The sequence below is a fragment of the Sediminibacterium sp. genome, assembly GCF_051861365.1.
Classification (GTDB): Bacteria; Bacteroidota; Bacteroidia; order Chitinophagales; family Chitinophagaceae; genus Sediminibacterium.
In genome coordinates, this window is record NZ_JBHYCW010000028.1 from 1 (window position 1) to 13805 (window position 13805).

13 protein-coding genes are annotated in these 13805 nt (G+C 36.6%); 12 read left to right on the plus strand and 1 reads right to left on the minus strand.

Annotated elements, in window-relative coordinates:
- The first annotated feature begins 654 nt into the window (after positions 1–654).
- The 10 genes from ACTIEV_RS12190 (at position 655) to ygiD (ending at position 7791) form a co-directional block, all read left to right on the plus strand.
- Positions 655–1233, plus strand: a complete 579-nt coding sequence (locus ACTIEV_RS12190) for a Crp/Fnr family transcriptional regulator (protein WP_439516557.1) — start codon at positions 655–657, stop codon at positions 1231–1233.
- A 112-nt stretch (positions 1234–1345) separates the two neighbouring features.
- Entirely contained in the window at positions 1346–2008 is a 663-nt protein-coding gene (locus ACTIEV_RS12195) for an NADPH-dependent F420 reductase (RefSeq protein WP_439516558.1), read from the plus strand.
- A 28-nt stretch (positions 2009–2036) separates the two neighbouring features.
- The gene (locus ACTIEV_RS12200) at positions 2037–2609 is read left to right on the plus strand and encodes a YceI family protein (protein WP_439516559.1); all 573 of its coding nucleotides are present in this window, start codon (positions 2037–2039) and stop codon (positions 2607–2609) included.
- A 43-nt stretch (positions 2610–2652) separates the two neighbouring features.
- Positions 2653–3399, plus strand: coding sequence for an SDR family NAD(P)-dependent oxidoreductase (locus ACTIEV_RS12205; protein ID WP_439516560.1), 747 nt, complete (start codon positions 2653–2655; stop codon positions 3397–3399).
- A gap of 66 nt (positions 3400–3465) precedes the next feature.
- Positions 3466–3930, plus strand: a complete 465-nt coding sequence (locus tag ACTIEV_RS12210; protein ID WP_439516561.1) for a DoxX family protein — start codon at positions 3466–3468, stop codon at positions 3928–3930.
- A gap of 21 nt (positions 3931–3951) precedes the next feature.
- Positions 3952–4602: an NAD(P)-dependent oxidoreductase gene (locus ACTIEV_RS12215; RefSeq protein ID WP_439516562.1), complete on the plus strand. Its 651-nt coding sequence runs from the start codon at positions 3952–3954 to the stop codon at positions 4600–4602.
- Positions 4603–4630: 28 nt separating this feature from the next.
- A complete protein-coding gene (locus ACTIEV_RS12220; RefSeq protein WP_439516563.1) occupies positions 4631–5251 on the plus strand; it encodes a DUF417 family protein in 621 nt (206 codons plus the stop codon).
- A gap of 103 nt (positions 5252–5354) precedes the next feature.
- Complete coding sequence (locus tag ACTIEV_RS12225) at positions 5355–5945, plus strand: nuclear transport factor 2 family protein (RefSeq protein ID WP_439516564.1); 591 nt, start codon at positions 5355–5357, stop codon at positions 5943–5945.
- Between the two features lie 43 nt (positions 5946–5988).
- Positions 5989–6909, plus strand: a complete 921-nt coding sequence (locus ACTIEV_RS12230; RefSeq protein ID WP_439516565.1) for a DsbA family protein — start codon at positions 5989–5991, stop codon at positions 6907–6909.
- Entirely contained in the window at positions 6910–7791 is an 882-nt protein-coding gene (ygiD, locus tag ACTIEV_RS12235) for a 4,5-DOPA dioxygenase extradiol (protein WP_439516566.1), read from the plus strand. It begins immediately after the preceding gene.
- Between the two features lie 140 nt (positions 7792–7931).
- Here ygiD and ACTIEV_RS12240 read toward each other — a convergent pair whose 3' ends face one another.
- Positions 7932–8642 (minus strand): FCD domain-containing protein, encoded by a 711-nt coding sequence (locus ACTIEV_RS12240; RefSeq protein ID WP_250685146.1) that lies wholly within the window; start codon positions 8640–8642, stop codon positions 7932–7934.
- Between the two features lie 177 nt (positions 8643–8819).
- Here ACTIEV_RS12240 and ACTIEV_RS12245 point away from each other — a divergent pair, with 177 nt between their 5' ends.
- Together ACTIEV_RS12245 and ACTIEV_RS12250 are read left to right on the plus strand one after the other, a co-directional pair.
- Entirely contained in the window at positions 8820–12167 is a 3348-nt protein-coding gene (locus ACTIEV_RS12245) for a SusC/RagA family TonB-linked outer membrane protein (RefSeq protein ID WP_439516567.1), read from the plus strand.
- A 28-nt stretch (positions 12168–12195) separates the two neighbouring features.
- On the plus strand, positions 12196–13731 hold the full coding sequence (locus ACTIEV_RS12250) for a RagB/SusD family nutrient uptake outer membrane protein (RefSeq protein ID WP_439516568.1): 1536 nt from the start codon (positions 12196–12198) through the stop codon (positions 13729–13731).
- Positions 13732–13805: the final 74 nt, after the last annotated feature.

Below are 13805 nucleotides of genomic sequence, written 5' to 3' on the forward strand. Positions count from 1 at the left end.
ATTCTTAAAATATGGGCTTATAATGGGCTTATATAGGGCTTATATACGGTTTATATTGGTTTTATTCATGGTACAAGTATACTACTGATACGAAGTGTCTAGAACTGTCTTGCACTGAAAAAACTTTATAATTGATAGGTATTTTACGGATATAGCTTTACAGTATGGATGGATAATACTGAATAAGCTTTACAGTTTTCAAAATAGTACTGATTTGGCTTTACGGTATCATTTGCTCCTTTCACCACAGAGTGTTCAAAAAAAGATGTTCGTCTCAACGTCCGCTCTCTCGCCCTAGGCGAGATCGGGAGATGATGCGAGAAACTGCTTTTTTTAAGATGATGGGTAGAGTGGAGGGAGTACACTCTGCGCGGAAGGAAACTGTATGTCAAATAGATATTTAATCATGACTTATGCATTTTAATCGAAGCAATTTTTTTGATTCTACATTTCTTTTCGAATTCGAAAAGAATTAATGGGAACTTTAACTTTAAACTTTTAAATGACTTAAAATAATGAATAAATTACGCTTCTCTTTAATTTTACTGCCATGTGTACTTATTTGTTAGTCTATATGTTTAAATTGATTAACTTAAATTAATTACCTTGCTATAGCAATAGAGTCTGTGATATTTATTCTTATTTTAATTTTATATGTACGAATTATTCTTCCAGAACTTTAATACAAAAGTTGCTCTCACTAAGGAGGAAGAAACACTTATAAAAAATTATCTCATTCCAAAAAAGCTCAGAAAAAAACAATACCTATTACAAGAAAATGAGGTTTGTAAAAGTTATGCTTTTATTGAAAAAGGTGCATTAAGAGCTTATTCCGTAGATGATAGTGGTAATGAACATATAATTCAATTTGGAATAGAAGGATGGATTGTTTCTGATCTCTACAGCTTTCTTACAGGTGAGCCTGCTACTTACAATATTGATGCATTAGAAGATTCCGAATTAGTATTAATAAGTAAAACAGCACACGAAGAGTTATTGCAAAAGCTCCCCAAATATGAAACTTTTACAAGACTGAATATTACGGGAGCGTATATTGCTATGCAAAAAAGATTGACCTCAATCATTAGTTCTCCTTTAGAGGAACGATATACAAATTTTACCAAAGCCTATCCTGAAATTATACAACGTGTACCTCAACACATGATTGCTTCTTACATGGGCTTAACTCCGGAAACATTGAGCCGTATCAGGAAAAGAATTTCAGCTAAATAGTTTAACGCATTTGAGAGAAAAGCATTGATCAAAATCAATGCTTTTTCTTGCTTACCCTCAATGGCGCTTGGGTATGCACCGGCGTAGCTTTGCTCTATCAAAAACAAAGAATATGAAGACAAAAAAAACAATTGCAATCATCGGAGCAACAGGCAATATGGGTTCAGCCATTTCAAAAAGCCTTTCTAAGGGTAATTACAGATTGCTATTAAAAGCCAATGAAGAGGACAAGCTGGATGTATTGGTAAAGGAAATTGAATCTATTCAAACAAAAGCTGAAGTAGGGGTGGCAGTTTGTCCGGCAGAAGCTGGTTGGGAAGCGGATATTATCATTCTTGCTCTTCCGTTCGGAGCAGAAAAAGAAGTAGCTAAAAAAATTAAAGAAGTAGCTAATCAGAAAATTGTGATCTCTATCTCTAATCCTTTAAATGAAACATTTGATGGGTTGGTAACAGCGTCAGATACAAGTGCCGCCGAAGAGCTGCAAAAATTATTGCCTAATTCAAAAGTGATCAAAGCCTTCAATACCACTTTCGCGGCAGATTTTTCATCACCTGTGATTGATGGCAAACAAGTAGATGCTTTTATTGCCGGTAATGATGAAGAAGCATTACAAACAGTTTCAGAATTAGTAACTACAGCAGGTTTTAATCCGATAGTAGCCGGTGATTTATCAATAAGCAGAACATTGGAGAGCATGCAGCTTTTATTGATTCAGTTAGGGATCAAATACAACTATAACTGGCTGGCAGGCTGGAAAATATTACACAACTAATCATTCATATAACAATAAAACAATTAAAATGAAAAAAATAACATTCATTCTCGCCGCATTTTTTACGTTAACCTCATTTTCTGTAGCCTTATCTACATGGCAAAATGATGATGCCCATTCACAGCTTGGCTTTACAGTAACGCATTTAGGTATTGCTGATGTTTCAGGTACATTCAATGATTTTGATGTTACTATTAACTCATCGCAACCGGATTTTAGTGATGCTTCGCTTGAGCTTACTGCTAAAACAAGTTCTATTGATACAAGGGTTGAAGCAAGAGATAACCATTTGAAAAGTGCAGATTTCTTTGATGCGGAAAAATATCCTGTGATGACTTTTAAAAGTACTTCTATCAAAAAAGTTGGTAAGGCTTCATATAAACTTATTGGAGATCTGAACCTACATGGTGTCACAAAACAGGTTACAATGGACCTACTTTTTAAAGGCGCTGTTGAAAATCCAATGAGCAAAAAACTGACAGCCGGTTTTCAGGTTACGGGTGTGATTAATCGTGCAGACTTTAACCTCGGCAATGGATTTCCACCTCCAATGATTAGTAATGAAGTTCGTATAAAAGCAGATGGGGAGTTTGTACAGTAATGACATAAGAGAGGCTTAATTGTTAACAATTAAAAATTAAAGTATGAAACAGCTAGAAAACAAAATAGCGCTCATTACCGGAGCAGGTTCGGGCATTGGGAGATCAACAGCATTACTTTTTGCACAAGAAGGTGCAAAAGTAGTTGTATCGGATATCAGTGAGATCAATGGAAACAATGTGGTTGAAGAAATCCAAAAATTAGGTGGTGAGGCTTTCTTTGTGAAAGCAGATTCGTCTAAAGCTTCCGATAATGAAGTGTTGGTGAATCAGACCATTGAAAAATATGGTTCTCTGGATATTGCAGTTAATAATGCCGGTATTGGCGGTCCGCTGGGGGTCACTGGTGAATATCCATTGGATGGATGGCAAAAGGTAATTGACATTAATTTATCCGGTGTTTTTTATGGTCTGCGTTATCAAATTCCAGCGATGTTACCAAAAGGCGGAAGCATCATCAACATAGCTTCTATTCTGGGGCAGACAGGTACTAGGTTTTCACCGGCTTATGTAGCAGCCAAGCATGGTGTGGTTGGTTTAACCAAAGCTGCTGCACTGGAATATGCAGATAAAAAAATTCGTATCAATTCTGTTGGTCCGGGATACATCAATACGCCGCTTTTAACTTCTTTAGATGAACCAACAATGAAAGCGTTGGTTGGTTTACATCCTATTGGACGCCTAGGTGAATCAGAAGAAATTGCAGAACTGATTCTTTGGTTAGCATCTTCCAAATCTTCTTTCGTAACCGGTACTTACCATGCTGCAGATGGTGGTTACTTAGCACAATAATAAAATGTTGATATAGACTTCCTCAGTAGAAAATAACTGTTAGGAATCCTATTAAAAACTTAGAAAATGAAAAAAATAATACATGTAAGTAAGGCCGATACAATGACAGATATCGGATTACTCGTAGCAAGATTGGGAATAGCAGTATTAATGTTAACACATGGTATCCCCAAAATGATGATGTTACTTTCAGGGGCACCGGTGCAGTTCCCCCCTGTAATGGGATTGAGTGCTGAATTATCATTGATGCTTACGGTATTTGCAGAAGTATTTTGTTCTGTATTAATCATGGCAGGTTTAGCGACCAGGTTAGCCGTAGTTCCTCTGATCATTACGATGCTTGTAGCGGCATTCATTATTCATGCTGCTGATCCACTGGCAAAACAAGAACCTGCGTTGCAATATTTGTTGGTATATATAGTACTGCTGTTTGCGGGTAGTGGTAAGTATTCTATTGATTATCTGCTACAGGGTAATAGATCAAATAATGTCTCTACTCGTACATCAATAGTGGAAGACTATAATTATTAACAACAAACTAAAATCAAGAAGATGAAAGTGGCATTAATAGGCGCATCAGGCTTTGTTGGGAATGCAATTTTAAACGAGTTGCTGCAAAGAGGTCATCAGGTAACAGCTATTGTACGCAGTGCTAATAAAATATCCCCAGCAGAAAATGTAACAGTAGTTGTTGCGAATGTTTTGAATGAAACAGAATTGTCAAATGCAATAGTGAGGCATGACGCTGTAATTAGTGCGTATAATGCTGGATGGACAAACCCTAATCTATATCATGAATTTTTGCAAGGATCACAAGCTATTCAGGAAGCGGTTAAGAAATCCGGGATAAAACGATTGATTGTTGTCGGTGGTGCTGGTAGTTTATTTGTTGCCCCTGATCAACAAATTGTAGATACCGAAGGGTTTCCAGAAGAATGGAAACCAGGTGCTTTGGCAGCAAGGGATTACCTGAATATACTTAAAGAGGAAAAGGAACTGGATTGGACTTTCCTGAGCCCGGCAGTAGAAATGCACCAAGGTACCTCGGGAATAAGAAAAGGGACTTATAGAACTGGACTAGATAACCCGGTATTTGATGAAAATAATCGAAGTGTGATTTCTGTGGAAGATGTGGCAGTAGCAATTATAGATGAACTAGAGAATCCGAAACATCTGCGTCAAAGATTTACAGTTGCTTACTAAGCAATACTATATTTTAAAGCAATTTATTATGGAAAAATTATTCAGATATGCGGCTTCCTTACAAAATGCAGGAATTCACATAGCCCGGATAGGAATGGTGATTGTATTGCTTTGGATTGGTGGATTAAAAGCATTTCGCTATGAAGCAGTAGGCATCATACCTTTTGTTGCAAACAGTCCCATGATGAGTTTTTTTTATAAATATGATGCTCCCGAATATAAAAAATACATGAATAAAGAAGGTGAATACAAACCTGATAATATTGTTTGGCACCAAGAGAATAATACCTATTTGTTTTCGTATGGATTGGGGGCAGTTATTGTATTAATCGGATTATTCATTGCTTTATACCCTTTATTTCCGGCATTGTCAGCGGTAGGTAGTTTTTTGGCGTTTATTATGTCGCTGGTTACTTTATCCTTTTTGATTACTTCATCAGAAACATGGGTGCCTGCCTTGGGTGACACTGAATCAGGATTCCCTTATCTAAGTGCCGCAGGCAGGCTGGTCATAAAAGATACCATCATGATGGGTGCTGCAGTGGTTACTATGGCACAGGCAGCAAAAAAATATTTAGAGCAGAAAAACAGATCGAAAGAAACTCAGATGGATTTTCAAAAACAATATAATATCCTGCATAAGCAATAAAAAAGCAATTAACAGCATTTGAGTTGTCCGGTATTTGCACAAAGGAATGAAGGCTTTTTTAGAAGATTGATTTCGACGCAAATGTTATAAAATTTCAAATACATTGGGCTGTACAAAATGCTGCCCATCTGAAAAAGCAATATGTTTTCTTTTCATAGCGATTGCAGGACCAGTTGCAGTGACATTGATCAATATCAATACAATTTCTTGTTTATCCTCAATGGAGTTGATTTTTTGGCTTTATAGCTTTGTGCTATCAAATCAAGTAAATTTTAAAAATAAAAAAATGGAAAACAAAACAATTACCCCAACAGAAACAGTAAAAATAATGTTTGCAGCATTTGGCGCAGGCAAAATGGATGAATTGAAAAAAACCTTGTCAGAAGATACCGTTTGGGTCTATCATAGCACGGATGAAATTCCTTACAACGGTACTTATGTCGGAAAAGATGAAGTGCTGAAGTTTATCGGTAATATCATAACACATGTCGATATAGAAGGCTTTCAAACTAACCATTTTTTCGAGAACGGGAACCGTGTAGTAGTGTTGGGAAGTGAAAAACAAAGAATTAAAAAGAATGGAGAGTTATTAGAACAGGATTGGGTGCAATCATTCATCGTGGAAAATGGTCTTATCACCAGACTTGATGAATATGCTAATACTTCTCATGCTGCACAATTATTTAGCAAATAAGTGAGGACAGCCAAATTGTATTATTAACTAAATACTAAGTAAGATGAGTAATAAAGAACAAATGAGCCCGATGATGTGTGATCCCGAAACAGGGATCTGTGAAATACCTCAGGCTTCCAACGAAAGTAAAAATATGATAGTTAGTAAACCAGTAAAACTTTTATACTTTACCGATCCAATTTGTTCTTCCTGCTGGGGTATAGAACCACAACTGCGGAAATTGAAGCAGGAATATGGTGCCAGTTTTGACATAGAATACCGGATGGGTGGATTACTGAAAAGCTGGAGTGAATATGGAGGAAGCGATGTAAACGGCCCACAGAGCGTAGCGCAGCATTGGGAGGAAGCTAGTGCTTATTACAATATGCCTATTGATGGAGATGTTTGGAACGAAGATCCGTTGCGTTCTTCATTCCCGTCAGCCATTGCATTTAAAGCGGCCCAACTGCAGGGCAACCACAAAGCAGATCAATTTCTGAGACGTATAAAAGAAATGGTATTCATTGAGAAAAAAAATATTGCAAAATTAAAATACCTGGTGCAGGCAGCGAAAGACGTAGGTTTAGACCATATTCAATTCAAACATGATTATCGGCATAATGCTAAACAGTTATTTGAGGATGATCTTTTAATGGCAAAAGAATGGGGGGTGAGAGGGTTTCCCACCATTTATTTTGTTGATGAAGAGGATAACCGTTTTAAAGTATACGGAAGTAAACCCTATCAAGTGTATGAGCAAGCTTTACTGAAATTGATTCCGGGTAATGTAATAAAAGAGGTAGTAACAACTTATGACAGTATTTTTCAAGGCTATGATACTGTTACCTTAAAAGAGTTTGCTGTATTCTATGATAAAAGTTTAGAAGAAGCAGAAAGTATCCTATATGAACTTGAAGCACGTAAGAAAATAGATCGAGTAGTTTCAAAAGCAGGAAGTATTTGGAAAAAAGCAAAGAGTGTATAAATGAAAAGAGAACAATTTATTACAACAATTATAACAGGAGCAGCAGTCATGACAACATTATCAGCTTTTAATAAGTTTACTAGTGATTTAGATAACCAAGAGCAACTAATGCCTGTTCTCTTCGTTGGTCATGGTTCACCCATGAATGGAATTGAAGACACTGAGTTTAACCGTAGATGGACACAAATGGCAAAGGAGATCCCAACACCTAAAGCAGTATTGGTAGTTTCAGCGCACTGGTTCACAAAAGGTACACAGATTACAGCAATGGAATTTCCTAAAACCATTCATGATTTTGGGGGCTTTCCTAAGGAGCTTTTTGACGTACAATATCCTGCGCCAGGTAATCCAGAATTAGCAAAAGAAACGGTATCCTTGATACATTCTACCAAAGTGGAATTAGATCATGACTGGGGTTTGGATCATGGAACTTGGACAATCGTAAGACATATGTATCCGGATGCAAAAATTCCGGTGTTACAGTTGAGCATTGATTATACTAAGGGGCCGCAATACCATTATGATCTTGCTAAAGAATTATATCAATTACGAAGGAAAGGCGTTTTGATCATTGGAAGTGGTAATATGGTGCATAACCTCCGAATGGTGGCATGGGACAAAATGAAAGTACCTGGGTACGGATATGATTGGGCTTTGCAAATAAATGATAGATTTAAAAATTTGATATCAACCGGCGACCACAAACCGTTGATAAATTATGAAAGTCTGGGTAAAGAAGCTATGTTGGCCATTCCAACACCGGAACACTACCTGCCTTTGTTGTATGCACTAGGGCTGAAAGGTAGCAAGGATCAAATTTCCTTTTTCAATGATAAAGCTGTAGCAGGCTCATTAACAATGACTTCAGTTAAAATGGGTTAGACACAACCTTTGCAGATTATCCTTTGAAATAAAAAGAATGATACATGCTTCTGAATAAGTTCTTCATCAGTTTTTTGAAAGAATGCAAGTATTTATTCGAATTTTCTATTTTAGGGAATGGGGTATTACTAAAATGCATGCTAATCAAAAATTCTCCTAAAATGATTCTCAAGGTGATTTCTCATTCCAACCCTGAATTTCTCTGCATTACCGGTTTCCAATAATTCTACCAGACCTTTATGCGACACAAAGGTCTCAAGTAAGGGTTGTTTTTTGAGTAGACCGCTTTGATGGACGTAATCGAAAATCGGTAATAGCATTTTTTGGAACTTCTTCATTGCTTCATTACCCGTTATTTCATACAACTTACCATGGAAAGCAATTTCATGTTCAATATTGAACAAATGATATTGAGTAACGGGAGGTTCATTTTGAACGATTTGATGTAATTCTGCAATATCTTTCTTTGTTATTCTGTTAAATAAGATATCTGCCATGCCGATTTCAAGAACTAAACGTAATTCAAACATATCTTTTAGGGTGTCTTGATCCAGAATATGGGGATTCATGCTTTTACTCATAATTCCAAAAAGATCCGGACTCGTAATAACAGCCCCCTTTTTTTTCTTTGAATCAATTAATCCCATAATACGAAGCCTTAAGAGCGCCTCCCTGATCACAGTTCTACTAACGCCCAGCATTTCAGCTAATTCAATTTCTTTTGGAATAGAATCGCCCACTTTTAGTTTTTGCTGTTGTAGTAATTCAACTAGACTGGTTTCAACTTTATCAACTAGTGAACTATTGTCGATTGAAATCCCAATAATATTTTCTTTAATCGCTTGTTTCATTGCCACAAATTTCGAGTTGCATGATTCTCGTACAGATGTATACAAGTTACTAATTTATGCAAGTTATTGAAAATCAATAAGTATAATCTGTGGAAAATTATTTTTTGGTAAAGATAAGATAACTTTCTACATTTATTATGTCATACATAATACAATTAAAACACCAAAACTACGATTATGAAATCTGCCTTAGTAAAGATGTGCTTCTTGACCGCATGTCTTTTTACTTTTTTTTCGGGTTACGCTCAAACAAAGCGAATAACCGGGAAAGTTTCTGATGAAGATGCGCAACCCTTATCAGGTGTAACAGTACTTGTAAAAGGAAAAACCCTTGGAACGCAAACCAATAACCAAGGGGAATTTAGTATTGATGCTGCTTCAGGAGAAACATTGGTATTTTCTTACACAGGATTTTCAACACAAGAACTTCGTGTAGGTAGCGCCACATCTTATTCTATTGGCTTAATCCGAAAAACAGATATGTTAGGAGAGGTAGTAGTAGTAGGTTATGGTACACAGACACGTCGAGAAGTAACAGGTGCTGTTACAACGGTGAATAGTCGGGCATTTGAAAACAGCCCAACTACGAATGTCGCTACTGTTTTGCAGGGAAATACTCCCGGTTTAAGAATTCAACAAAGAACCGGACAACCCGGAACAACACCTTCTATTTCATTTCGAGGTGGAACCGAATTTGGTGGAGGTGGTTCACCTTTGTTTATTGTTGATGGTATCATCGTACCATCTTTATATGGAATTGACATCAACGATGTTGCATCCATTGATTTATTGAAAGATGCAGCTTCTACTGCCATTTATGGCGCAAGAGCCGCAAATGGTGTAATACTGTTGACTACCAAAAAAGGTAAAAAGGGTAAGTCGCAAGTTTCTTATTCTTTTGGTCATACAACCAATTTCATACGTCCGAATTCTTCTGAGTATTTGAGTGGAGCTGATTATATCAGGATGAATCGCCTTGGTATACAAGCACGTTTTAAAGCTGACTCACTCGATAATAATACGAATGCCATGAATACAGATCGTGGTCAATTAGTTGGAGCATGGGGATGGGCTGTAAATAATGGATGGACTTCGGCCTCAGGTCTTTATACTACACAATTGGTATCTAATCAAAATAGACATTTATTGAACAAAGCAGGATGGAAATTATTGGTAGATCCCAACCCATTTAATCCATCTCAAATAGATAGTATTCTTTTTACTGACATTACAGTTAAAGAACGAGAAGCATTATTACTCCAGAAAGTAACAACAGTAGAACATAACTTGAATTTTTCAGGTGCAAATGAACAAGGAAATTTTGCATTGTCTCTTGGAACAGTAAAGGACGATGGAATGATCATTGGTTCGTATCTCAAGAGAATGAATATGAATTTCAATGGTGGTTTAAATGTTGGGAAAAATTTGAAGATTAGTACCAACATCAATGCCTACGGTGTAGAACAAGGGTTACCATATGGTGGATTTGGGAGTGTAGATCCCGAAGGTGGTGCGGCTGGTGGATTAATGCAACGATATATTGGAGTTGCTCCAACTGTGCGTTATAAAAATGATACATCAGGTGCAATTTTACCTGGCCCGAATGATGTTACACTTGGTAATCCACTTTACTGGAGTAATCTTACTATCAATAGCACTAATCAACAAAGGTTCATGGGTGGGGTAAATCTTGAATACACGTTACTCCCATATTTAAAATTATTGGTTAGTGGATCAGGCTATTATCAATACACCAATAATAACTTTTTTACCAAAGCTTTTCAGCAAGGTAATAATGGAGCATTTAATACAAATCGTACTGCTAGTTTTAACAACTCTAAGATTTCTCAATACACAACCAATGCCTTCCTGCAATTCAACAAGAATTTTAACGGACATGTTTTGACAGTATTGGCAGGAACTGAGTTTTATGATTATAAGAGCTATGTTAATTCAGGCTTTTCACAGGGTGCACCAACTGATTTAATTCCTTGGTTAGCTGCATCTACACCCCCTAGTGTACTAGGAACAACTATTATTAATCCGGCAGGAGCATCTTCTAACTTCAATGCTTGGGAAAGAATTACCTCTGGGATTACACGTGTGAATTATTCTTATAAAAATCGTTACTTGTTCACAGGAATTGTTCGAGTTGATGGCTCTAGTAGACTTAGTCGTGATAACTATTTTGGAACATTTCCGGGTGTATCAGTTGGCTGGAATACTCATAATGAATCATTTTATCAAAAAGCAGGTATTTCAAAATACATTACTAGCCTGAAACCAAGATTAAGTTATGGGGTGAATGGTAATGTAAATTCATTAGGCTTTTTTGGAACATCACAAGTCTTTAATAATGCAGGTACATATAATGGTTTCGGTGGTACTTATGTTGCATCATACATTAACTCAAATGTTAGATGGGAGAGAACCAATAGTTTGAATATTGGAGCAGATGTGGGATTCTGGAATGATCGTATAATGGTAAATGCCGATTATTTTATTCGTAATGTCTTTGACAAAATTGCTTCATTGGGTATTTCTTCTCAAACAGGATTCGGAGGATTTACAACTAACCTCGGACAATTGCAAAATCGTGGATTCGAAATTGCTGTGAATGCAAAATTGATTGAACCGAAAAAAGTGGATGGATTTACATTGGAAGCAGGGGTTAATATTTTTCATGTTAAAAGTTATGCTAAGAAATTACCGTTTAACGGATTACCTGGTAATAGACAAGGAACTTTTCAAGTGTGGGATCCTAAAAATCCTGGTCAGCTGATGCAGGTAGGTGGATTAGTAGAAGGCAGAAGAATTGGATTAGATGAGGTATGGGCACCTAAATGGAGTGGTATATATCGTTCAGCCGGAGAAATTGCAAAAGATGCAGGTGTATTCAATGCATTTTTACCTTACGGAAACAAACGAATCAAACAACTAGGAGATGCTAGCTGGTATCAAGTAAATAAAAATGACACAATCGATAGCAGACAGTTTGTTTATGTAGGTAGAACTACCCCACAATACATGGGTGGTTTTAATTTAGCAGCAAGCTATAAAGGCTTCAGGCTATATGCGGGATTTGATTATGCCTTTGGTTTTGTCATTTTGAATAATGAGATCGTTCGTGGATTAAGTCAAGTACAAGGGTCTCAGAATTCTACGACTGAAGCACTGAATACCTGGACTCCCAACAACCCAAATGCAAGCTTGCCACGCTTTTATTGGGCTAATTATGGTAGAAATTATGCGACTGATGCAAGTGGTAATAATCCGGCTGCTCAATTATGGGAAAAAGGAGACTATATCATGTTAAGAGAACTAACGGTTAGTCACGACCTATCCTCAAAGATTTTAGGTAAATATTTAAAAAATAAAATCAAAGGATTAAGCATCAACCTTACCGGTACAAACCTTACTTATATCACTGGCTACAGTGGTAATTTCCCTGAAGTAGGCGGTTTTGATCAAGGTAAATTTCCACTACCTAAAAGATTAACCTTTAGTATCAGAGCGATTCTCTAAAATATTATTCTTTTAAAAAATTACAACCATGAAATCATATAGATATAAATATTTTAAACATCTACTCCTCTTGGGAGTGGTAATCTCAACATTCCTATCCTGTTCAAAAAAATTGGATGAAGTAGTTCCCCAAGATGTAATCAGTAAATCGGAGGCTCTTCGTGATCCCAACGCTGCTCGAACACTTTATCATGGCATTTATGGCAGGGTTAGAGCATATGCCGGAACATTCTTTCAACTCGGAGAAATGCGTTCTGATATTTGGGCAGATGGATTATTTACTGAATCAGTTGATGGAGGATTACAAAATCTTTATCGTCATAACATCAGCACGCTCAATGTTCCATTTGGTGATTGGGCTGGTTTTTATAACCTTATTTACAATTTGAATAATGTAATAAAATTATATCCTCAAACTCCTCTGCCGGATGCAGAAAAATCAACAGCCTTAGCAGAGCTATATGGACTGAGAGCTTATGTTTATTATAATATGGTAAGAACATGGGGACCTGTTCCATTGAGCTTAGAACCAATTGAAACAATAAGTAATGCTTCTGAAACCTATAAACGAAGAACTAGTGCTGATACTATCCTAATACAGATCAAAAAAGATATAGATGAATCATTGCGATTATTTGGAACAACCAATACTTTATCAACTGGTAAAAGAGTCTACTGGAGTAGAATCGCAAGTCTTGTGTTGAAAGGGGATGTGCATATTTGGACAGCAACCCATCAAAATGGAGGCGCTGCTGATTTAACGATTGCAAAAACTTCTTTAGAAGAGGTACAGAGATTACAGGGAGCGTCTTTAAATCTTAATTCAAATTACTCAGATATTTTTGATCCGGTAAAAAAGACAAATAATCCTGAGATTATTTTTGCTCTCAATTTTGAATTACAGCAAGCCCAATTAGGTGTATTTGGTAGTTTTACTGTGAATAGTATTCAAGCTACTACACTTTCTTTAAGTCAAGCCCCTACTCCAACTGTTAGTTCTGTTTATCCTTATGTAAACGGTGCTAATAGAGTTGGGTTGAATCAGGCTATGATCAATAGATTAACCAGTGGTCCAGCCGATCAGCGAATTTCAAAGTCATTCAATATTTTATATTCTACCGCTCCACCACATAGTGTTAGAGGGGTATTATTAACAAAATGGTTGGGTTCTACATCAGGAACAACACAAATCTTTAATAATGATCTTTCTATCTATCGTTATGCTGATGTGCTCTTATTATTAGCAGAAGCAAAAACAAAACTTGGAGAAGATCCTTCTAATGAAATTAATGCTATTAGACGAAGAGCGTACGGCACAACATTTCCAGTTTATGTAAATGGATCTCAAGCAAACAATATGAATGCGATTTTGGATGAATATCTGAGGGAGTTTATTGGGGAAGGTCGCAGATGGTGGGCACTTAGGAGAGCTGGAGATTCATATGTATATGCAAATATTAATCCGACCTATTTATCACCTACTACACAGGCTAAACTATTATTACCCATTTCAATGGGGATGTTAAATAATGATCCTATGTTAACTCAGACGCCAGGTTATTAAGCAATTTTCAATTGGTAGTTTGGTTTTAGCCGGGGGGTGAAATACCCCCTGGTTTTTCAAGTTTTTTAATTATA